Source organism: Methylobacterium sp. WL19 (assembly GCF_008040005.1).
In the GTDB taxonomy this organism is placed as follows: Bacteria; Pseudomonadota; Alphaproteobacteria; order Rhizobiales; family Beijerinckiaceae; genus Methylobacterium; species Methylobacterium bullatum.
Genome location: NZ_VRVC01000097.1, coordinates 1 through 20,518, shown reverse-complemented (window position 1 = coordinate 20,518; position 20,518 = coordinate 1). Strand labels below are relative to the sequence as shown.

Annotated in this window: 22 protein-coding genes and 4 pseudogenes; 9 read left to right on the top strand and 17 right to left on the bottom strand. The window is 63.7% G+C overall.

What is annotated here, in order from left to right:
* Positions 1–682: 682 nt before the first annotated feature.
* Positions 683–1,015: pseudogene (locus FV220_RS26170) on the bottom strand (ATP-binding protein); the annotation flags it as partial.
* A 61-nt stretch (positions 1,016–1,076) separates the two neighbouring features.
* On the opposite strand from FV220_RS26170, the pseudogene FV220_RS26165 reads away from it, so the two are divergent.
* A pseudogene (locus FV220_RS26165) lies at positions 1,077–1,782 on the top strand (IS3 family transposase); the annotation flags it as partial.
* Positions 1,783–2,057: 275 nt separating this feature from the next.
* On the opposite strand, the gene FV220_RS17935 reads toward FV220_RS26165, so the two are convergent.
* A complete protein-coding gene (locus FV220_RS17935) occupies positions 2,058–3,251 on the bottom strand; it encodes a transposase (RefSeq protein ID WP_187273448.1) in 1,194 nt (397 codons plus the stop codon).
* Positions 3,252–3,341: 90 nt separating this feature from the next.
* Between FV220_RS17935 and FV220_RS26160 the strand changes: the two are divergent.
* Positions 3,342–3,825: pseudogene (locus FV220_RS26160) on the top strand (DDE-type integrase/transposase/recombinase); the annotation flags it as partial.
* 64 nt (positions 3,826–3,889) lie between these two features.
* Here the strand turns inward: FV220_RS26160 and FV220_RS17925 are convergent.
* On the bottom strand, positions 3,890–4,213 hold the full coding sequence (locus FV220_RS17925; RefSeq protein WP_147832757.1) for a hypothetical protein: 324 nt from the start codon (positions 4,211–4,213) through the stop codon (positions 3,890–3,892).
* Entirely contained in the window at positions 4,210–4,374 is a 165-nt protein-coding gene (locus tag FV220_RS25580) for a hypothetical protein (protein ID WP_187273450.1), read from the bottom strand. The genes FV220_RS17925 and FV220_RS25580 overlap by 4 nt, the downstream gene beginning before the upstream one ends.
* 201 nt (positions 4,375–4,575) lie before the next feature.
* Here FV220_RS25580 and FV220_RS17920 point away from each other — a divergent pair, with 201 nt between their 5' ends.
* Positions 4,576–5,172 (top strand): hypothetical protein, encoded by a 597-nt coding sequence (locus FV220_RS17920; RefSeq protein ID WP_187273447.1) that lies wholly within the window; start codon positions 4,576–4,578, stop codon positions 5,170–5,172.
* Positions 5,173–5,558: 386 nt separating this feature from the next.
* The gene (locus FV220_RS17915) at positions 5,559–6,467 is read left to right on the top strand and encodes an MBL fold metallo-hydrolase (protein WP_018045467.1); all 909 of its coding nucleotides are present in this window, start codon (positions 5,559–5,561) and stop codon (positions 6,465–6,467) included.
* Here the strand turns inward: FV220_RS17915 and FV220_RS17910 are convergent.
* Both FV220_RS17910 and FV220_RS17905 read right to left on the bottom strand, forming a co-directional pair.
* The gene (locus FV220_RS17910; RefSeq protein WP_056145057.1) at positions 6,454–7,932 is read right to left on the bottom strand and encodes an amino acid permease; all 1,479 of its coding nucleotides are present in this window, start codon (positions 7,930–7,932) and stop codon (positions 6,454–6,456) included. The two genes, FV220_RS17915 and FV220_RS17910, sit on opposite strands and share 14 nt — an antisense overlap.
* A gap of 180 nt (positions 7,933–8,112) precedes the next feature.
* Positions 8,113–8,763: a DJ-1/PfpI family protein gene (locus tag FV220_RS17905; RefSeq protein ID WP_147832762.1), complete on the bottom strand. Its 651-nt coding sequence runs from the start codon at positions 8,761–8,763 to the stop codon at positions 8,113–8,115.
* Positions 8,764–9,180: 417 nt separating this feature from the next.
* On the opposite strand from FV220_RS17905, the gene FV220_RS17900 reads away from it, so the two are divergent.
* The 3 genes from FV220_RS17900 to FV220_RS17890 all read left to right on the top strand — a co-directional run bounded on the left by FV220_RS17900 (position 9,181) and on the right by FV220_RS17890 (position 11,078).
* Positions 9,181–9,924 (top strand): sigma-70 family RNA polymerase sigma factor, encoded by a 744-nt coding sequence (locus tag FV220_RS17900; RefSeq protein WP_018045464.1) that lies wholly within the window; start codon positions 9,181–9,183, stop codon positions 9,922–9,924.
* A gap of 225 nt (positions 9,925–10,149) precedes the next feature.
* Complete coding sequence (locus FV220_RS17895) at positions 10,150–10,560, top strand: DUF1236 domain-containing protein (RefSeq protein ID WP_018045463.1); 411 nt, start codon at positions 10,150–10,152, stop codon at positions 10,558–10,560.
* A 212-nt stretch (positions 10,561–10,772) separates the two neighbouring features.
* Complete coding sequence (locus FV220_RS17890; protein ID WP_246689486.1) at positions 10,773–11,078, top strand: hypothetical protein; 306 nt, start codon at positions 10,773–10,775, stop codon at positions 11,076–11,078.
* 17 nt (positions 11,079–11,095) lie between these two features.
* Here FV220_RS17890 and mscL read toward each other — a convergent pair whose 3' ends face one another.
* From mscL to FV220_RS17875, 3 genes are all read right to left on the bottom strand, one after another.
* Positions 11,096–11,518, bottom strand: a complete 423-nt coding sequence (mscL, locus tag FV220_RS17885) for a large conductance mechanosensitive channel protein MscL (RefSeq protein WP_026176221.1) — start codon at positions 11,516–11,518, stop codon at positions 11,096–11,098.
* Positions 11,519–11,575: 57 nt separating this feature from the next.
* Complete coding sequence (locus tag FV220_RS17880) at positions 11,576–12,421, bottom strand: phosphatidylcholine/phosphatidylserine synthase (protein ID WP_147832756.1); 846 nt, start codon at positions 12,419–12,421, stop codon at positions 11,576–11,578.
* An 89-nt stretch (positions 12,422–12,510) separates the two neighbouring features.
* Entirely contained in the window at positions 12,511–13,221 is a 711-nt protein-coding gene (locus tag FV220_RS17875) for a phosphatidylserine decarboxylase (RefSeq protein WP_018045459.1), read from the bottom strand.
* Between the two features lie 213 nt (positions 13,222–13,434).
* On the opposite strand from FV220_RS17875, the gene FV220_RS25575 reads away from it, so the two are divergent.
* Complete coding sequence (locus tag FV220_RS25575) at positions 13,435–13,605, top strand: hypothetical protein (RefSeq protein WP_187273446.1); 171 nt, start codon at positions 13,435–13,437, stop codon at positions 13,603–13,605.
* A 31-nt stretch (positions 13,606–13,636) separates the two neighbouring features.
* Here the strand turns inward: FV220_RS25575 and FV220_RS17870 are convergent, their stop codons facing one another.
* Entirely contained in the window at positions 13,637–14,539 is a 903-nt protein-coding gene (locus tag FV220_RS17870; protein WP_147832755.1) for a pyridoxamine 5'-phosphate oxidase family protein, read from the bottom strand.
* 28 nt (positions 14,540–14,567) lie between these two features.
* Entirely contained in the window at positions 14,568–15,182 is a 615-nt protein-coding gene (locus tag FV220_RS17865; protein ID WP_147832754.1) for a glutathione S-transferase, read from the bottom strand.
* Positions 15,183–15,321: 139 nt separating this feature from the next.
* Here FV220_RS17865 and FV220_RS17860 point away from each other — a divergent pair, with 139 nt between their 5' ends.
* The gene (locus FV220_RS17860; RefSeq protein ID WP_147832753.1) at positions 15,322–16,230 is read left to right on the top strand and encodes a LysR family transcriptional regulator; all 909 of its coding nucleotides are present in this window, start codon (positions 15,322–15,324) and stop codon (positions 16,228–16,230) included.
* A gap of 264 nt (positions 16,231–16,494) precedes the next feature.
* Here FV220_RS17860 and FV220_RS17855 read toward each other — a convergent pair whose 3' ends face one another.
* The 6 genes and pseudogenes from FV220_RS17855 to FV220_RS17830 form a co-directional block, all read right to left on the bottom strand.
* The gene (locus FV220_RS17855; RefSeq protein WP_147832752.1) at positions 16,495–17,316 is read right to left on the bottom strand and encodes an oxidoreductase; all 822 of its coding nucleotides are present in this window, start codon (positions 17,314–17,316) and stop codon (positions 16,495–16,497) included.
* Positions 17,317–17,531: 215 nt separating this feature from the next.
* Positions 17,532–18,008: a hypothetical protein gene (locus FV220_RS17850; protein WP_147832751.1), complete on the bottom strand. Its 477-nt coding sequence runs from the start codon at positions 18,006–18,008 to the stop codon at positions 17,532–17,534.
* 157 nt (positions 18,009–18,165) lie between these two features.
* On the bottom strand, positions 18,166–18,549 hold the full coding sequence (locus FV220_RS17845) for a hypothetical protein (protein ID WP_147832750.1): 384 nt from the start codon (positions 18,547–18,549) through the stop codon (positions 18,166–18,168).
* Positions 18,527–19,090 (bottom strand): DUF5625 family protein, encoded by a 564-nt coding sequence (locus tag FV220_RS17840; protein WP_147832749.1) that lies wholly within the window; start codon positions 19,088–19,090, stop codon positions 18,527–18,529. The genes FV220_RS17845 and FV220_RS17840 overlap by 23 nt, the downstream gene beginning before the upstream one ends.
* Positions 19,091–19,251: 161 nt before the next feature.
* Positions 19,252–19,839: a hypothetical protein gene (locus FV220_RS17835; RefSeq protein ID WP_147832748.1), complete on the bottom strand. Its 588-nt coding sequence runs from the start codon at positions 19,837–19,839 to the stop codon at positions 19,252–19,254.
* A 349-nt stretch (positions 19,840–20,188) separates the two neighbouring features.
* Positions 20,189–20,518, bottom strand: a pseudogene (locus FV220_RS17830) (RNA-directed DNA polymerase); the annotation flags it as partial.

Genomic DNA, 20,518 nt, shown 5'->3' with positions numbered 1-20,518 from the left:
CGGCACATGCCGACGCAAGTGTAAAGACTGCGGATCGCAGCAAGGACTTCAACGACACAGGTTGGTCTCCAAACGACGAGAAAGCTACAGAGATGACGAGCGGGGCGGGTGGCGGTTATGTTTTATTTTTCTGATATTATAGTTTGAGCAGACTTCTGCCGGCGGCCCTTGTCAGTGGCCGCCGCTGCGGGCAGCGTGGCGGAGAGACTGTCTCGAAGCGCCAGACAACATCTTTGATTGTCTGCTTCCTGTGCGGATCTGATCTTCTTCAGACCCTGGCTGTTATAGCTTTTGCACTATCTTAAGCGTTCCTGCCGCCTGATTTATGGGTAAAATGGCAAAACACAAAAGTCTATAAAACGCACATGTCCGGTTAAATGATGTTCACGCGGCCTATTGTTTGAACAAGTGCCTGGTTAATGATTTTTGTATCGGTTATTTTGCAGAAATTTAGAGCACAATGCAATAAATAGCATATATTTTCGTCATTTGTATTTGATTAATGTGCGATGTGCTGCGAGCGTATTTAGAAACTTCGATCTAATCCTGTTTTCTGAAGCCGGTTGGGGCGGGGGCTTTCCTCGAAGATTTCGATTGATCAGAGCGCAGGACTATACGACTGAGTCAGATGCAAAGGCTTATTAAATACGCGAATGTAGGCGGCATAAAACGAGACAAACTGTCAAACAGTGTTGAATATTGACCCTGGATCGGCGTCGAATTTTGATCCCCTGGATGGGTATGGCGGGACGCCCCTGATCAGCTCGGCGAAGCGGGTCGGGGTGGCGCAGCCGGGCTGATCAGGGAGCCAGCAAACGCGACGTGTGCGCCGGCCTCGGGCGCGGTTTTTTAAGTGCCAGCTCTTGTTGCCGGTGTCGACGATCTCGCAATGGGGGGTGAGCCGGTCGAGCGGCGCCGCTGTCATCTTGGCGTCGCTGGCGAACACGCTGGGCCATTCCCCGAAAGCGAGGTTGGTGGTGACTACGATCCATGTGGTCTCGTAGAGCTTGCTGATTGGCCTGCTGCAGGTTCCGTGGCCCCCAGTCTGGGTACCATGACGGAACCGGAAGTGTGGGATGCAGCGTCGCAAGTTTCGTCGTGAGTTCAAGGTCGAGGCGATCCGGCTGGTCGAGCAGCGAGGCGTTTCGGTGGCTTAGGTTGCCCGTGATCTGGACGTTGACGAGAACGTCGTGCGCAAAGGGTAGGGAGCTCTCGTCTGATCCCGCTTAGGCGTGTCCCGTTCCTGGGCAGGTAAAGTCTGAGCAGGTCGAGATCGAACGTCTTCGTAAAGATGCTCCTCGTCTGAAGGCGGAGGGTAAATTGAAGTTCAGCGAAGTAAAATCCTTAAAAGGCTGCGGCGTACTTCGCGAGGGGTGCGATGTGAAGTTTGCTTTCGTGGCCAAGCATCGCGCAATCTTGCCGGTCACCTGGATGTGCAGCGCCTTCGACGTGTCCAGGTCCGGCTTCCATGTTTGATTCACGGGGCAGGCGAGCTAGCGAGCCCAGGACGACGTTGCGATCTTGACGAAGGTGCGGGCGAGCTTCGCGGCGAGCGACCGTACATACGGAGCCCGTCGGATCTGGCGCGACGTGCTGGCGGAGGGCATCTCCAGCGGGCTGCACCAGATCAAGCGGCTCATGCGGGAGAACGGATTGCGGGCCGGTCCGCGACGGCGCGGCCTGCCCAAGGATGATGGCGAGCGCTCCGTCGTCTCCCCCAATATCTTGGATCGGAAGTTCGAAGCGGATCGGCCGAACCAAAAGTGGATCGCCGACTTCACCTAGATACTGTTGGCGAACCGGGCAGCTGCGGCCAAAGCTGCAAACCGCGTCTCGCGTGTTCTGGCCGGGGCGTCTCTGTCAGCCAGTGTACGGCGTGTGAGGCATTCATCGCGGCAGCCACGCAGACATGCTGCAGTCCGGTCTTGGCTTGGCCGATGTCTCGGCTCCGGCACAGACCTACGGAGCGTATGCCCTGGGAGGGGGGGCCTCGATTCCGGCGCGGATGCGATACCGCTCTTTCCAGACCGGATCCTGCATCCGGTCCTGCGCGGCATTCAGCACCTCGTATTCCAAGCGTGGCAGGAAGTAGACAGAGCGGCGCCCCTCTTGGAGGAAGTACACAATCGGCGCGCCAGGCAGGCGCCGCAATCGGTCCGGCTGAACACCGCCTGGACGCGTGGGGCTCCGACCTCGTCATGGATGGCGCGCCAGGTCGCCGGCGTCTTGCCCTGCGGACAGGTGACCCGCTCGTGCTTCCAGTCCATGACGAAGTGGCGCTGCTCGCAGGCTCGTTCAGCTTTCGTTGCCCGCTGCGGCATGGCGCGGACCGGCCCTTCCAGCGCGACGGCACGGTCTCGCCGGCTTCCGACCAGCAGTCCCGCATCGACGTAGCCGGCATCCACGAAGTGTTCGGCCGGCAGAAGATCCTTGGCGGCCAGCTGCTCGTGAATCGCGGCCGTGCTCGCCATTTCGGGCTGCATCGCGGGGCAGGTCATCACGTTCGTGACAAGATGAGCTACATCCGGGTCGCAGACCTCGGGGTCGGAGGGGGATTGCAGCCGCTCACCGACCGGCGGCAGCTCCGGACCGCTGCGCCAGTGCAGCGTCCCGCCTCCCTCACGGGCATAATGCACGCGCCACACGTCGCGCAGGGTGCTGACCATCGACACGCCACGTGCCTCAGCGGGTGCATCCGGCGCGTCCAGGGCCTCAAGCAGACAGAACCCGTGGACACCGATCGCGAGAGGGAGTGCTTCCCGCTCCGCCCGACCTTTGGGCGGCCGGTAACCCTCGACCCGGCGTCCGTAATGCTTGAACCAAACCGGCTGCGTGATCCCGCGCAGCCAGCCCGGCGCGACGGCGGCCAGAACGTGCGTGCTATCAGTGCGCTGCTTGCCGCGTACCTTGACCAAGCCGCGTGCCCTGAAGCGCGTGAGCATTCGATCCAAAAGCAGGTGCTCGGCGTCGCCGGCGATGAGGCGGGCGCGGAACTCAGTCAGTGCACTGAAGTGGAAGCCCGGCTCGGTGAGTTCGAGCCCGAGCGCATACTTCCAGTCGATCCGGGCACGCACGGTATCCGCAGCTTGGCGATCGCTCTGTTGCTCTGAGAACTCAAAGACCGTGAAGAGAGCCAGCCGCCACGGCGGAAGCCCGAGTTGACCACGGGTCGGGTAGAGGCCACCGAAGTCCTCGTCCTGATAGAGGGCGCTGAGTGGCCGTCGTTCCCTTGGAGAACGCCGCCTTCGCAAGCCGCACTGTCTCAGGCAGGATCGTGCCGATCGGAAGCTTATCGAGCATCGCCATTACAATGCCCGCAACCCCTGATTCGCCGACAGTATCTCACCTACCTGCCGACTGCTGCCGCCGTCCTCTACCTCAGCGTCGGGCTCGATGCCTTCAGCCGCCGGATCGTTGGGTAATCACCTCCGCTCGGAACTCGTCCTAGACGCTCTGGAGATGGCCATCACCCAGCACAGGCCCCGTGGCGTGATCCATCGCTCGGACCAGGGATCGCAACACACGTCGAGGGCCTTCGGCAGCTGCTGCCAGTAGGTGAGCGTGCGACCCTTGATGGGTTCGGTCGGCGCCGCCTACGACAATGCCATGGCTGAGGGCTTCTTCTCCATCCTCAAATGCGAGTCGCTCGCCCGCCGTCGCTTCCGCTCGCAGGCCGAGGCTCGGATGGCCTGCTTCCGCTACATCGAGGGCTTCTACAATCCGCTGTGCCGGCACTCAGCGCTCAGCTACCGCTCGTGCTTCGTCTACGAACAGGAAACTCAGTCGGATCCGTTGCCGGAGACTCAGCTCCACCAAGCCCCCTGATCCGACCATAGAAACGGGGCAATCCGAGTTTTGTGAGAGACACAAAGGCTGGCACGCCCAGCCGTCACGCTCTTCCGAGCATTGTCATATGGGCGAGGTCGGCTTCCGGCGGCTTGAGCAGGGCCGCCGCCAGATTGGCCTCGAGCACGATGAGATCGCTATCAGGATCGGGCTCCCACCCGCAATTGCAGCCGCCTGGACCTTCGTGGGCCTCGGCGATCTGTCGATACAGCGTTCCGATGGTGCGCGCCGCTACCGCCAGCGCCTGGAGCGCCGGAAGAGGTTGTCGGTGCAGACTGGTCCAGAACGCGCGTCGCAGTGCCTCGTCCAGTTCGCTTCCCTCCTTGGGCGGATCGATACAGGGCCGGGAAGAACGGATAACACTCACGCGATCTCTCCTTTTACGATCGGGATCGGTTTGTGCATCAGGCCCGGCTCCTTTGCGGCAGTCAGGAAATCGACGAAGTCTGCGATGCGGTGCAGACGCATGTCGACGGTGCAACCATCCCACCATGCCAGCCGTGCATAACCGCGGATCAGTTCCAGCACCCGTTCCATCTCGTCCGACCTCCAAATTCTGCAGTGCCCCGCCAGCGGGCATAAAGACGCAAGCTGATCGATCAAGCAAGCGTATTGGCGAATATTGGAAAGAGTATAAAACTCACGCAAACCGTTCGGGCTACAATTTAGATTTAGATCTATTCTACGTTGCCTGCCCTTAGCGCCTCGTTTTGCGGGGTTGAAGCAAAAATGGCGTGCCTTCGTATCTGCGTTCCCCACCCTGAGCACCTTTTACGAAATGGCGATCGAGGCGGGCTGCCAACGCGTTCGGCAGTCATCGCCAGCGGCGGAGAATGCCCCGAAATCTACGGTGATGCGGCCGCCCTGCTACCGGAGGTGGATGTGCCGAATGTGCCCGAGACCCATAAGATCAGCATCAATCCACACCTGCTGCAGGAAGCGATGTTCCGGGCCGCCATCGAGAAGCTTGGTGCGGATCGCATCAGTCCCATCTCGCTGCGATCGGTTGCGTTCGACGAGATCGAGGGCGTGATCGGGGACATCATGAACTGCGAGGAGATCGTCTCCACCTCGCTCCACGGCGTCATCGTTTCCCATGCCTACGTTATTCCCTGTCAGTCGCTCCGCGTGACGAGCGACCTGGAAAACGCGCGGGATTCGTTCAAGATATGGGATTACAAGCTCTTGGTCGGTCTCGATGATCCCGCTTTCGGCGTCCCTCCGAGATTTATCGACTTGAAGTGGCTCGAAGCGTGCGAGTGCGTCCTGCTGCCGTCGCCGATCGACACGACGGCTCTCCGGGCACCGTTCCCCTTCCCCGGCTGATTGAAGGCCTGAACGGCGAGGCCGGTTTCCGGCCCTAGCACCACCCGCCGCAGGGCCGAGGAGCTCTCTTCCCGCACGCCCTCTCGAGGGCGTTTTGATGCGCAATCCCAACAGGCGGGTCGCCTTATCTATCGCTCGTGAATATGAGCCCAAGGCGCTCTTGCCCGACGCGGAAACAGTCAGGCGGGAGCCGGCTTTCCGCAGAATCCGGTCTTCTAAGCTGTGTGCGTGGCCGCACATCGATGTCGAAACGGGCTGACTACCTCATGGTCAACCCCACTTCGATCCTGGCAACCTGATCGTGGCCGCTCTCGCGAGGAACGGATCGCATCGGTGCGCCGAAAGGCACCGGATCTCAGATGGATCGGGCAATCGGTAGTCGAACGATGACCATGACGCACACGACCTCGGCTGAGGACGGCCTCTCCCTACGCTTCTGGGGCGTTCGAGGTTCCACGCCTGTCAGCGGGCCGGATTATGCCGAGTTCGGGGGCAATACGCCTTGCATGGAGGTCCGCTGCGGCACGCGCCTGTTCGTGGTCGATGCCGGGTCCGGCCTTAACGCTTGCGGTCTCCATCATCGCGAGGCGCTACCCAAGGAGATCGATCTCCTGTTCAGCCATCTCCATCTCGATCACACCGCTGGGCTGCCGTTCTTCAAACCGGTGATCTTCAACCCAGAGCGGACGATCAACACCTATTGCGGGAACCTCGACGGGGACAGCGCCAAGGCGGCCCTGGACCGGCTGTTCTCGCCGCCGCTGTTTCCGGTGACGCTCGACGTCATCCCGTGCACATTCTCCCATCACGGCTTCAAGGCGGGCGAGTCGCTGAGTTTCGCCGACGGCGCGCGGGTCGACACCATCCTGCTCAATCATCCACAAGGGTCCGTGGGCTATCGCTTCGACCATGCGGGCAAGCGCCTTTGCATCATCAGCGACATCGAGCATTCCGACCCCTGGCCCGACGAGGCCCTTCGTCGCTTCGTGGAGGGGGCCGACCTGCTCGTCTACGACGGCATGTTCACGGAGACCGAGTATCCCCGCTGCTGTGGCTGGGGGCACTCCACCTGGGAAAAGGGCGTCGAGCTGGCGCGGGCGGCGGGGGCGAAGGCTTTGGCGATCATTCATCTCCACCCGTCGCATGGCGATGCGCAGTTGCGCAGCGTGGAGGCCGAGATGCAGGCCGTGATGCCGACCGCGTTCATCGCGCGCGAACGTCAGATGGTCGCCGTCGGCGAGGTGACGGAGCCGGCCCGCGACGGCCGGCACCTGTCCCTGATCAAGACGGCCTGACGGCCTCGTCGCGGCCGAGGCGGCTGTTGCGCCGGCTCCAGGCGAAGTAGATCACAAGTCCTACCACGAGCCAGGCAAGCAGTCGCAGCCAGGTCTGGCCGTCGAGGGACACCATCATGGCGAGGCAGCTGACGATGCCGAGGATCGGCACCAGCGGCACCAGCGGCGTCCGGTAGTCCCGTCGCGCATCGGGCTGGGTCCGGCGCAGGATGATGACCCCCGCACAGACCAGGATGAAGGCCAGCAGGGTGCCGATGCTGGTCATGTGGCCGAGCTGGCTGATCGGCAGGAACCCGCCGAGCGCGCTGGTGAACACCATGAAGAACAGGTTCGAGCGGTAGGGCGTCTTCCAGGTCGGGTGGATCTTCGAGAAGAAGCCCGGCAGCAGCCGGTCCTGGCTCATGGAATAGAACACGCGGCTCTGGCCCAGCAGCAGGACCAGGATCACGGTGGAGAAGCCGGCGATGACGCCGAGGGTCACGAGGCTCTTCAGCCACGGGAACGGGGTCTGGGCGATGGCCGTGTTCACCGGGGCGGCATCGCCCTTCATGGCGTCGTAATGGACGAGGCCGGTGAGCACGCCGGCGAAGGCGATGTAGATGACCGTGCAGATGGCCAGCGAGCCGAGAATGCCGATCATCATGTTGCGCTGGGGGTTCTTGGCCTCCTGCGCCGCCGTCGAGACCGCGTCGAACCCGATATAGGCGAAGAACACGACGCCGGCGCCGCGCATGATGCCGCTCCAGCCGTACTCGCCGAACGTGCCGGTATTCTCGGGGATGAACGGCACGTAGTTCTGCGCCTTGATGTAGAACAGGCCGACGCCCACCACGACCGCCACCACCGCGAGCTTGATCGCCACGACGACGGCGTTGACGCGGGCGGATTCGCGGATGCCGATCATCAACAGGGCCGAGACGGCGACGATGATGAGGATGGCGGGCAGGTTGACGATGCCATGCGCCGTCACCCCGTCGACCGTGTAGGTCTCGAAGGGGGAATTGACGAGGCTGGGCGGCAGGTTGATGCCGAGCGTGTCCCGCAGGAACCGGGTGACGTAGCTCGACCAACTCACCGAAACGGTGGCCGCGCCGACAGCGTATTCCAGTACGAGATCCCAGCCGATGATCCAGGCCACGAACTCGCCCATGGTGGCGTAGGCGTAGGTATAGGCCGAACCCGCCACGGGGATCATGCCGGCGAGCTCGCTGTAGCACATGCCGGCGAAGGCGCAGGCGATCGACGCGATGGCGAAGGAGATCACCACGGCGGGGCCGGCATGCTCGGCCGCCGCGATGCCGGTGAGGGAGAACAGGCCGGCTCCGATCACCGCGCCGATGCCGAGGGCGACGAGGCTCCAGGGGCCGAGGGTACGTTCGAGCTTGTGCTCACCCCCTTCGGCGTCGGCATTCAGTCGCTCGAGGGATTTCGTCCGGGTGAGATCGCCTGCGAGGCCTGATGCCATTGATCGATGCCCTTCATGGTTGGAGCGCGGAGGTCCGGCGTCCAGCGCATGGCGACCATGCAGCTTTCCCGCCAAGGGCTAAACCTTGGCCATTCAACGAGGTTCCGGCAAAATGACGCGCCGTCTCGCGGGTCGCGGAGGCCGCCCGAGGCGGCAAGCCCCGGCCCTTAGCCGCAGCGTCTACCGCGTGGCTGCCGCGAGACAGCCAGCCGCCAGATCCTTGAGGATCGCTCCGGCGCGGGCGGAGATGTCCGGCCCGGCCGTCTCGGGCGTACCGTCGGAGAAGGGCGGTTCCGGCGCATATTCGGCCACGAGCTGGCTCGTCCTGGCATAGTCGTCGCCACGCAGGCGGGCCGCCAGGACGAGGGCGAAGTCGAGGCCTGCGGACATGCCCGCGGCCGTGATCCGGTTGCGGTCCACCACCACGCGCCGGTTCACCGGAATGGCGCCGAGGCGGGGCAGCACGGTCTCGCGCACGCACCAATGCGAGGTGGCGCGGTAGCCGTCGAGCAGCCCCGCCGCGCCGAGGATGAGCGAGCCGGTGCAGACGCTGGTGACCCAGGATGCGCGTGGAGCCCGGTCGCGCAGGAAGGCCAGGGTCGCCGCGTCGCGCATCTGGGCGGGGGTCGCGTCGCCGCCCGGCACGAAGAGCACGTCGATATCGAGGGGGCAGGTCTCGAAGGAGGTGTCGGCAATGAGGGTCAGGCCCGTATCGCTCGGAACGGGTCCGGCTCGGCGGGAGACGAGATGGAGCCGATCGCCCGCCAACCCGGCCAGGATCGCCTGCGGGCCCACGAGGTCGAGCGCCGTCATGCCGGGGAACATCAGCATGGCGATCCGCACGGGCGGCCGCTCGGGCGCCGCCGCGCGAGCGGCCTCGCCCGGACCGGACAGAACGGCCGCGGTCAGGCTCGCGGTGAAGGCGCGACGATCCATGGACGATCCCTCCCGATGGCCATGCCCTCCCGATGGCCATGACCGGATCATATAGACCACCGATCGCGCCAGCAGAGGCCGCTGCGCTTCGGGACATGACCAAGATGTCGCTGCCTCCGGCGCCATCCGCCGCATGTGGACGCGAAGGGCGTACTTCGCCATATGCGCAGCTTGGCGGGATGCGTGACCGGGTGGGATGCGCTACAACCCCGTGACATGCTACGGGCTCGCCATCGACGTCAGGCGGACCGATCCGATACGGCCGGCCCGAACCGGACGATTTCCTGCCAAACGATCAGAATACGACGAGCCATGACACGCGACGTCCTTGACACCAGCCCCGACCGATTGAGCGACACGAACGGCGACGGGCGGCCGAGCCTGACGGCGACCATTCGCTCCCATCTCGGAGACCAGCTCCGCACAGTCTACGACCGCCTCGGCACGGACGAGCCGTCCACGCGTTTCGCCGAGCTCATCGAGAAGCTGGAAGCCGCCCTGAAAGCGCGCGGCGAGCAGGTGGAGCCCGAGTTCCGCAACGGTCTGCTCGCGGCGGTGCCGTCGCTGCGGGCCTTCGCGCTCTCGCTCACCAGCAATCCGGCTCGCTCGGACGATCTCGTGCAGGACACCCTGCTCAAGGGCTGGCAGCATCGCGCTCGGTTCCAGCCGGGCACGAACCTCAACGCCTGGCTCTTCACCATTTTGCGCAACATCTTCTACTCGGACCACCGCAAGCGCGTGCGCGAGGTGGAAGACCAGGACGGCTCCTACGCGGCGCGTCTCGCGACGGCACCGCACCAGGGCGACCGCCTCGATGTGGAGGACCTGCAGACGGCTCTCGCCAAACTGCCGCCCGACCAGCGCGAGGCCCTCGTCCTCGTGGGCGCCGAGGGCGTGTCCTACGAGGAGGCGGCCACGATCATGGGCTGCAAGGTCGGCACGGTGAAGAGCCGCGTCAGCCGCGCCCGCGGGCGCCTCGCCGAATTGCTCGGCTACGACGAGGAAGACCTGAGCTCGGACCGGCTGATCCAATCGGCCATGCCGAAGGACGCCTGATTCCGGCCGCCGAGCCGTCGGGATCGGCGCTCCTTCGCACTCACGAAGCGCTATCGTATCGCGACACCGGGCACATGAGGAACGTCGTCCCCCACTCGGGGGCATGGTTGGGACAATCCGGCAAAATCGATTTTCGAGGCATCCCTTTCCGGAGATCGGGCGTTACTGCCCCGAACCCCGCTGAGCGTCACCGTTCGCGGGTCATCGGATACGGAGATCTCGATCATGAACATCAAGACCCTTCTCGCCGCTTCGGCGATCGCCCTTTCCCTCCCCCTCGCGGCCCAGGCCCAGGGCCTCGTGCGCGGCGCCGAGCGCGGCGCGCAGGACGGTGCTGACGCGGCCGGCCCGCTGGGCGCCATCGTCGGCGGTGCCGTCGGCGCAGCGACCGGAACCGTCGGTGGCATCCTGGGTGTCGACGACCGCCCCCGTTTCCGCCAGTACGTCACCCGCGAGCGTCACAGCTCCTACGCCTATGACGGCGATGTCCGCGTCGGCGCGACCCTGCCCGGCACCGGCGTGACCTATTACGACGTGCCGTCCGAGTACAACGCCCGCGGCGCGCGCTACACCATCGTCAACGACCGTCCGGTGCTGGTGGACCGCAGCCGCCGCATCGTCGAGGTCATCGATTGATCGTCGACATCGATCGACGCTGACCATTCGGCAAGAGCCCCCGGTGCCACGGCACCGGGGGCTTTTTCGTGGATCGAAGAATCGTCAGGGTTCGCAGGAGAAACACCTGAAATACCGGCGCAGGATCGGGTACCCTCAACATTTGTGAGTCGGTACGCGCAACACTCGCCGCCCCGGCCGGTTATTGCTCTTGACTGAGGGAGACACCCGATATGGCAAACGATCCGATTCTCCGCATTGATCAATCGGCCTCCGGACAGTCCGGCGCCGCGGATGTCGATCCGTCTCTGCCCGAGCCGGTGCGGGACCATCTCGGCCAACAGCTGCGCTCCGTCTTCACCACGCAGGACGATGCGCCGAAATTCCTCGGTGAACCTGCCGTGCCGGAGGAATTCGCGCCGCAATTGCGTCGCCTCGAGACTCGGTTGAAGACGCATGAGGAAGGCACCGGCGCGGTCGAGCAGGCTCTGGATGGCCTCCTCGACGACCTGAACGCACAGCCCGCGACGTCGATCTGAACTCGGACCTCGGGACCCTAGACCTTGGGTTTGGCCGCGAGGATATCGCGGATCTCGCCCAGCAGCTTCACGTCCGCCGGGGTTTCGGGAAGGGGCTTTGCCTCCTCCTGGGTCTGAAGCTTGTTCATGGCCCGGATGACGAGGAACAGCACGAAGGCGACGATCATGAAATTGAGCGCCACGGTGATGAACTGGCCGTAGCCGATCACCGCGCCCTGCTTCTTGGCATCGGCATAGGCCGCGCCTTTCTGCACGCTCGACGAGAGCGCGATGTAATAGTTCGAGAAATCGAGGCCGCCCGTGATCGCCCCGATGATCGGCATGAACACGTCCTGGACGGCCGACGTGACGATGGAGCCGAAGGCGGCGCCGATGATCACGCCCACCGCCAGGTCGACGACGTTGCCGCGCAGCGCGAATTTCTTGAATTCTTCCAGCACCGTCGCCTCCAAAGCGTGAGCCCAACGGGCTTCCCGCAGAGACGTTAGGCGAGCCGATCAGCTTTCGACAGGCGCCGGTTCGATCTGTCCACGGCCGGTTGCGTCGAGACGCTCCTCGATCTTCGCCCGGCGCCGGTACTGCGCGGCCCCGATCGGCAGGGTGACGAGGTAGCCGCCCGCCATCACCACCATGGCCTCGAACGGATAGCTGATGAACAGGCCGAAGGCCGCGACCACGACGAGGAAGATCGGCAGCACCCATTCGCGCGGCACGCGCTTGCCCATGGTCTTGCCGGAGAAGGTGGGCACGGTGGAAACCACGAGGAGGGCGATGCAGAGCGTGTAGCCGAGCACCACCGGCGCGGCCCAGCGCTCGAACGGCAGGCCGAGGAAGTGGAGATAGAGCGGCAGTAGCGCGGTCAGCGCTCCGGCCGGCGCCGGCATGCCGACGAAGAAGTCCTTCTTCCAGGCGGGCCGGTTGGGATCGTCGAGCATCGCGTTGAAGCGGGCGAGACGCAGGGCCATGGCGATGGCGAAGATCAGGGCGACGATCCAGCCGAGCGAGCGCAGCTCCTTCAGGGCGAAGCCGTAGAGGATGAGCGCCGGGGCGCAGCCGAAATTGACGAAATCGGCGAGGGAATCGAGCTCGGCCCCGAAACGCGACGTGCCCTTGAGCATGCGGGCGACGCGCCCGTCGATTCCGTCGAGGAAGGCGGCCGCGACGATGGCGATGACGGCGGGCTCGAACTTGCCCTCGAACGCGAGACGGATGGCGGTCAGCCCGAGGCAGACCGCCATCAGGGTGATCATGTTGGGCGCGATCATCCGGAACGGCACCGCCTTGAAGCGGCGCGGCTTCGGCTCGTTGGCATCCGGCTCGAAGGGCGGAAAGAGATCGTCCATGACGCGCCTTTTCAGAAAGACGGGCGAACGGGCCAATGGGGCACCGTCCGCGAAGGATCGCGACCCCGCCCGGGCGGGGCCGGGCGAGATCAGATGCGGCGGAAGCTGCGCTCGGGGCCGCCGCCGAGATCGGCGAGCACGGTCTCGCCCGCCACCGCCTTCTGGCCGAGGCCGACCAGCACGCGCGTGCCCACCGGCAGGTAGACGTCGACACGCGAGCCGAAGCGGATCAGGCCGAAGCGCTCGCCGACATTCAAGGTATCGTTCGCCTGCACCCAGCCGACGATGCGGCGGGCCACCAATCCGGCGATCTGCACGACGCCGACGCGCAGGGGGCTGCCGCGATGGGTGGTCTCGATGACGAGGCCGTTGCGCTCGTTGTCGTCGCTGGCCTTGTCGAGTTCCGCATTGAGGAACAGGCCGGGCGTGTAGACGATCTGGCCGATCTTGCCGGTGACGGGGACGCGGTTCACGTGGCAATCGAACACGTTCATGAAGACCGAGATCCGGGTCATCGGCTCCTGCGGCAGGTCGAGCTCGGGCGGCGGCAGGACGGTGGAGATCAGGTTGACCCGGCCGTCGGCCGGCGAGACCACGAGACCGTCCGCCACCGGGGTGACCCGCTCGGGATCGCGGAAGAAGTAGCAGACCCACAGGGTGAGGATCAGGAAGATCCAGCCGGCGAACTGGGCGAAATAGCCGAACAGCACGGTCAGCACGATGCCGATCAGGATGAAGGGGTAGCCCTCCTTGTGGATCGGCACGAGGGTTCTGCGGATCGTCTCAAGCAGATCGGACATGAAGATTCGGTACTCCTGCGGACCGAGGGATCGGCCGCGCCCGCAATGCGGCCGGGTTGGCAGTCCCGACGGCCTGCGTCAACTCTCGGAGCGGATCGGCGGCGCCCGCAGGGCATCCCCGGCACCGGACCGGCCTTTGCGCATTCCGTTTGATGATGCCTTAAGCACCGCGCCGCTAGACCGGGATGGGATCGGGCGGGGAGCGGGGATCGGATGCTGGGTCGGGCGCTGATGCATGTGCGAGCGGCGATCGCCCTGCGGGACTGTGCCGCGAGCGCGCCTTCGGATATCGAACGCCACCTCCTGATGAAGGTGGCCGCGATCCACGAGGCCCGGGCCCGCAAGGTGCTCCGCGCGAGCCAGAGCCAGGGCCGCCGTCGCTGAGGCCGGCGCGGCACGGGCTCCGGTCGCTCCGTCACCAGAGCGGCACGGCCCCCGCGCGCCGGACGAAGGTCCGGGGTGCGAAGCGCCAGAGCCGCTCGGCGCCCGGGAAGCGCGCGATCTCGGGGGAATCGAGGAGCACCTCCGCCCGCCCCGTCATCTGCAGCAGGTCGCCGGTGGTGAAATCGATGACTGCGAGCCCGGCACGGGGATTGGCGCGGATGTTTCCCAATGTGTTGAAGAAGCGGTTGCCGGAATAATCCGGGACCGTGAGCACGTCGTCCTCGCTGACGCGCACGAAGCCTTTGGGGCCGCCGCGATGCGAGACGTCGACCTGCCGGTCCCCGTCCTTCCCCTCCGCATAGGTGGCGACGAAGACCGTATCGGCCCCGGCGATGAGCGCACGGGCGCTCTCGTCGAGGCCATGGCCGGTCTCCGGAGCCGCCGCGACGGGATTGCGCCAACGCTCCGCACCCTGCCGGACGTGGATGTATTGCGGGCAATTGCCGAAGCTCTGCTGCACCCGGAGCTCGAAACCGTCGCCCTCCCGGCGCTCCACGATCCCGTTCAGGCGGTTCCTCCGCCGCGTCGCCAGATCGATCCCGAGCAGACCCACCGCCGCACCCTCCGTCAGGCCCGCCACGGCCGGATCGCCGGGTTCGGCGGCTGCCCGAACGCGCAGCCGGAAGGGGTCAGGCGCGTCGACGAAACCCGGTTCGCCCGTCCGGACCGTCGCCCAGACGTCACCTGCAGGGTCCACCGCCCCGAGCACCACGAAGGGCAGGTGCCGGAAGAAGTCGCGATGCTGCTCGATCATATGGTCGCGGATCACGCGGGGGCCGATCTCGGCCATGCGCTCGGCGACGCCGGCATGGTCCTGGATCGCGATCTCGCCCGGGTGCCAGGGCGAGGCGGGGTGAGGGTCGGATGAGGACATGGGGCATCTCCTGTGGCAGGGGGTCGTCTCAGGCCGCGCGCAGGCCGGCCGCCGTCGTCGGAAAGGCCACGAAGCCGGGCAGCGCCTCGATCCGGCCGAGCCAGGCGCGGATCTCGGCATAGGGCGCGAGGTCGACATTCCCCTCGGGGGCTGCGGCGACGTAGCTGTAGAGGGCGACATCCGCGATGGTCGGGTGGTCGGCGGCGATCCAGGCGCGATCGGCGAGCTCCGCCTCGATGCGGCCTAGGATTTGATGGGCACGGGCAATCACTTCGGCCGTGTCGAAGCGAGCGCCGAACAGGGTGATCATGCGCGCCGCGGCGGGGCCGAAGGCGATGGGTCCGGCCGCCACCGAGAGCCAGCGCTGCACCCTCGCCGCGGCGGCCGCGTCCTCGGGCAGCCAATCCGTGCGCCCCAGCTTTTTCGCCAGGTAGACCAGGATGGCGTTGGAATCCGGAACCACCACGTCGCCGTCCACGAGCACCGGCACCTGTCCGAACGGGTTCAGGGCCAGGAAATCCGGCGTCTTGTGCGCGCCGGCGGCGAGGTCGACCTCGACGATCTCGCAATCCGCGCCCATCAGGGACAGGAACAGACGCGCCCGGTGCGCATGCCCGGACAGGGCCATGTGGAACAGCTTCATGATGGATCTCCGCGACAGCCGGACGAGGGCGCCGGCCACGGACACATCAGAGACCCTTGCCTGGAACGCGTGAACCGGCATTCTCCGCAATCGACTATTCCGCTGGATGGAATAATCCGAGGGTACGGAGGAGGCCGGCATGGATCGGTGGCAGGCGATGCGGGTCTTCGTGCGGGTGGCGGAAAGCGGGGGCTTCGCTGCTGCGGCGCGCCAACTCAACATGAGCCCGCCCGCCGTGACCCGTGCGGTGGCCGCCCTGGAGAACCGGATCGGAACCCGTCTTCTGACGCGGACCACGCGCTCGCTGATGCTCACCGAGGCGGGCGGACGCTATCTGGAGGATTGCCGCCGCATCCTCTCGGACATGGAAGAGGCGGAAGCACTCGCGGCCGGCGCATACGCGACACCTTCCGGAACCTTGACGATTACCGCTCCGGTGCAATTCGGCCGGCTTTATGTCTTGCCTGCCGTCACCGAATTTCTTGCGCGCTACCCGGCCGTCAGCGTGCGGGCGCTGTTCCTCGACCGGGTGGTCAACCTGATCGAGGAGGGTGCCGATGTGGGAATCCGCATCGGGCACCTCGCCGATTCCGGGCTCGTCGCGGTCCGGGTCGGCACGGTCCGCAGGGTTCTCTGCGCCGCGCCGGACTATCTCGACCGGCACGGGACACCGGAATCGATGGGGGATCTGCACCGCCACGCGACCATCGGTTTGATGGGAACGCGACTGCCCTTCGAGCGCCATTCCCCGGCCGAAGGGCCGACGCGTGGCGCCACGCGATGTCGGTTGATCTGCAACACCATCGACGCGGTCCTGGCGGCTGCCATCGCGGGCCAGGGGATCGCACCCCTGCTGTCCTATCAGGTGGCGCCATCGGTCGCCGAGGGCCGGCTCAGGCTGGTCCTCGACGATCCGGAGGCGGTGCCGCTCCCGGTCCATATCGTGAGCCTGGAGGGAAGGCGCGCGCCGGCCAAGGTGCGCGCCTTCATCGATCTGGCGGCGGCAAGGCTCCAGGCCGACCCGATGGTCAATCCCGGTCGTGGCTGAGAGCGTGTTAGAGTTGTTTTTCCAAGGCGTTACCTCATCCTGAGGTGCCGCGTAGCGGCCTCGAAGGAGCGCTCCAGATGTCGCAGTAAGCTCTGGATCCCTCCTTCGAGGCCCTTCGCCGAGGCGAAGGGCACCTCAGGATGAGGCGGTCTGCTGGGAGCAGCGGCTTTGGCACGAGCATCCGCTGAGACATCCGATCAGACGCTCGTAGAGCCGGTCGGAACGCATTCCTTCCCTGCACCTGAGCGCCGGGAGCGTGGCGATTCAGGAGACCGGGGGAAGGCGCATCTGCTTGCGGTAGCTCTTGTCGAACTGCTTGGCCGGCACGAAACGGCGCAGGAGGCTGGCCTGCCGCGCCATCGATCCGGCGGTGTAGCGCAGATGCGGCGCCGTCGCGGAGGCGGCCTTCACCACCACCTCGGCGACGATCTCGGGCGCGTCGGCCGTGGCCATGACCTCCCGCGTGAAACGCTCCCGGCCCGCGCGATCGGAATCGTAGAGGCTCAACGGGGCATCGGGGGAGACCAGGTTCGCGTCGAAGGCCGTGCGCGTATAGGCCGGCTCCACCAGCACGACCCGGATCCCCTGGCCGCGGACCTCGTGGTCGAGGGATTCCGAGTAGCCTTCCAGCGCGTGCTTGCTGGCCGAATAGACCGCCATGTAGGGCGCCGGGACGAGCCCCAGGATGGAGCTGATGTTGACGATGCGGCCGCCCGACTGCGCCCGCATCAGCGGCAGCACCGCCCGGGTCGTGCGGATGACGCCGAACAGGTTGACGTCGAAGAGCGCCTGCGCCTGCGCGACCGTGGATTCCTCCGCCGCCCCGCTGATGCCGAAACCGGCATTGTTGACGAGCAGATCGATCCGCCCGGTCTCGCCGTGGACCGTCTTCACCAGGGCCTCGACGGACGCGTCGTCGGTCACGTCGCAGGCCAGCATGGTGATGTCCCCGTCCCGTCCCTGAGCGGGTCTGCGGCTCGTTCCGTAGACCCGGTAGCCCGCCGCTTTCAGGGCCTTGGCCGTCGCCAAGCCAATGCCGGATGCCGCTCCGGTGACGATGGCCGTCTTGATGTCAGTCTTGCCCATGACGCTCTCCCGCGATGCGCCCCCTCGGGGGCCGCTTCGGCTTATAGATTATGACCATAATCTATAATTGCAAGACGTATCGGGGGAGCCGGCCCATCCGCGATCGCGTGCGTCGACTTCACGTGGTCACTGCCCAAACCGCGGGCAGGCGAGCGGCTGAAATTTTATGGGCAGTACCGTCCTCTCACGATCCTTTGCGGACATTTGCAGCAATCTTATTCTACTCGACAAATTTCAGATTGATTATCGTATTTCTCGTCCCGTTCCCATTTTCCAGAGTAACCACAATCGCCAAGCGTCAGAATTTGACTGTCGTTAGATAGAGCGAAAAGACAGTTTTGCTCGTTCTGATACTTGTCCCAAATCACAACGTGTTGGCCTACTACGCGCCAGCGCTCGCAGGAGGCGTTTGCTCCACCATCACTTTCGAGTGACACACGCACGCTTGCACGCCCAACCTGGAAGCATCGCATGGTCAAATTCGAAAACTTTCGCTCCGGTTGAAGAGGTCCTGCATGTTTCCAACAACCGAGCAAAAGGCGTTTGGCGCGATATAAGGACGCCCCATCGGCATGTGCTGTTGCTGGCACTGCCATGATTGGTCCAGCGGCGAGCGAAATTAGAGCAATTCGGGCCGCTCGAAAAATAGAGAGGGCGCGCATTTGGTTTTTCATGGCAGCAGCATGGAGCATATAACTACCTCTTTCCACCCACTGCAGGCATTAACAGTGCCTCACAAAACTCCCGATCATGGTCGATTCTCGCGTTAAGCACGGCAGCGCAGCGGTAGTTTTTCGAGAGACACTAAAGTCTAAAATTGTAATATCTCGTTGATCGCAAAATGACGGCTCAATGTGCCCGGCGATAGCGCAAGAAAATCAAATACCCGATCTGACCAACAAGCCAACCAACGCTGTAAATCATTATCATGCTTCCGATGTAAAGGATTGGAGTTACGAGAGTATCGGGCAGTTGGTTTATAGTAGGCATAAGCCTTGCTGAATCGATGACAATAAGGGCTGGGGCGATAGGAAGCACTTCCACTAAAAATTTTGCCTCCTCGTCTCCTCGTATAGAAGCAGCGTAGAACCACGAGGCGAGCGAAAGTGCTGCGTAGGCTGCGACGAGAATGAGCCCGACTTTGCTGATGCTCTTGGCTCCTATCCACATTAAACCTACTGTACCCCAGTTTTTTGAACGCAAGGTTTGCTCATGAGCGATCATGCGCAACATGCACATCAAACTTGACCGGAACGGTCTGCAGCGATGGCAAATCTTTCAGCGCTTCAATGCGAGCTTTATATATCCCGGGCTCAAGAATATATCGTAAGATTAGCTTTGCGTAATATTTATCCGTAAATCCATCGCCTATAGGATCGTCATAGGCTTCGTCAAGAATTAATCCGTTGTTTTTGTCGTCAAGACGAACTATCTTCAAGCGAACCGGAATTGCTAACCCGTTATCAATTCGGCGTTTTGTTGTAATATTATATCCACCGTGGCCGGCTAGTTTTCTTACGCGATCTCGATCTTTATTTCGATCAGGATCGTCGCGACTGCCTAAATTAAAATATAAATTAAGATAAAACGAATGACTCGCCTTTTTCCATACGTTGAATATAAATTCGGCTTGAGACGATTTGATCCCCGCCTGGAACGGAACTTCTTTGCTGTCAAATTCAGCCGCGTTCGTCGGTGCGTTTGCACATGCCAAAGCTCCCAACACGACAATGTAAATTCGAAACGGGTGGCACTTCATATTCGCGACCATCATGTCAACTTATAAAATTTTTGCCTTAGCTGGATTGCGGTTAGCCAGCAGAGTTTAGTGCTCTAGGCGTCACGCAAGTGCGTTATAACGAGCCACAAAACTATATGTGATAGCAAAATTGCCCAGCAGGCAATAATCGCGTTCCACCCTTTGCGGCCATTACTCTACGGCTTAAACTCCAGGGCTCGCCTAAAATCGTCGTACGTTTCTGGGTAGGGTGGTGGCGTTCTAAGAGCGCTCTCTCCGTCTGGAGGTTTTGCCGGCTTTTCATGAACCCACGACTGGCATTGGCCACACGCAGTGATAACCCACTGCTCTCCACGCCGTGTGACTATAAGCGCCGCGTCCTTCGTACCCTGAAAGCCGATGATGGGCCACCAGTCGGTCGTTCCCCATCTTGGCTCTGACCAATCGCTAAACAGGACAGTCTTTCCAGCGATAAATGTAAGCTCGGGTGTGATTGCCTGATCATTGATCCTGGCGATCAGTGTCATGCAATAGTCGGCATTGCAGTCTGCCTCTAAACGCAGGATGTGTAACTCCGCATTCCGACCGAAGCCGCCCCGCAGCATCTTCATATTGGCTAAAGCAGCCTCGGCATCATTTGGCCGCAGCACACGCACGAGTTCCGCGGCCCGTCCCTTCAATGCCTCCGGCAGAGGATCGTCAACCCAAGACGTGACAGCTTGCCCTCGTGCAGCACCCACCATTGCTATGCTCAAGGCCAGCGCTAAAGTTGCCAAAATTTTCATCGTTGACTCTGACAGGGCCTGCAAAAATCAGCATTCATGCATCGGGCTGCATGTTCCGTAACAGCAATGGCTTGCAGCGTGTAGGAGCTTGGTGTGCCAGCCCCACAAGTCGCATTACCCGACTATGCTAACGGGCATGATGAGGGTTCTTCTCCCCACCCATCTCGGGCGTTTAGGGATGGGTACCCAGTCTCGGATGTCCACCACGAGGAGCAAGCCGCCGTCACGACACCAGTGGCGGTGGTCCTCAACCGGACCTCGGTGACCCCGCCCCATGGATCAGAGCCATCGAGACCCGGTTTGAGCGGCCCTCGAAGTGTGGCCGGACACGGGACCGATGCCGAAATCTCTATCTCCGGCCTCGGCGGCGGAGCCAGCGCCGGATTGCGATGACGAGAGCCGCCGCGAGCACCAGCAATCCGAGAACCGGATGCACGATGGCGCCCGCCTGGAACAGGACGAACACGCCGAGCACCGCCATCCAGGGCTTCAGCGGAGTGTCCTCTTCGATATCGCCGCCGGGCGGCGATACGGGACGCGGCTGGTCGGAGGCCGGCGCGGGGCGGCGGCCGATGGAGGGCAGGCCGCTGCGTCCGGGTACGCTTTGGGCGGGCCGCTCCGCCTCCAGCAGGATGGGATCGGGCTGCGGCGGCGGGCGTTCGGCCGGGCTCCACCAGCC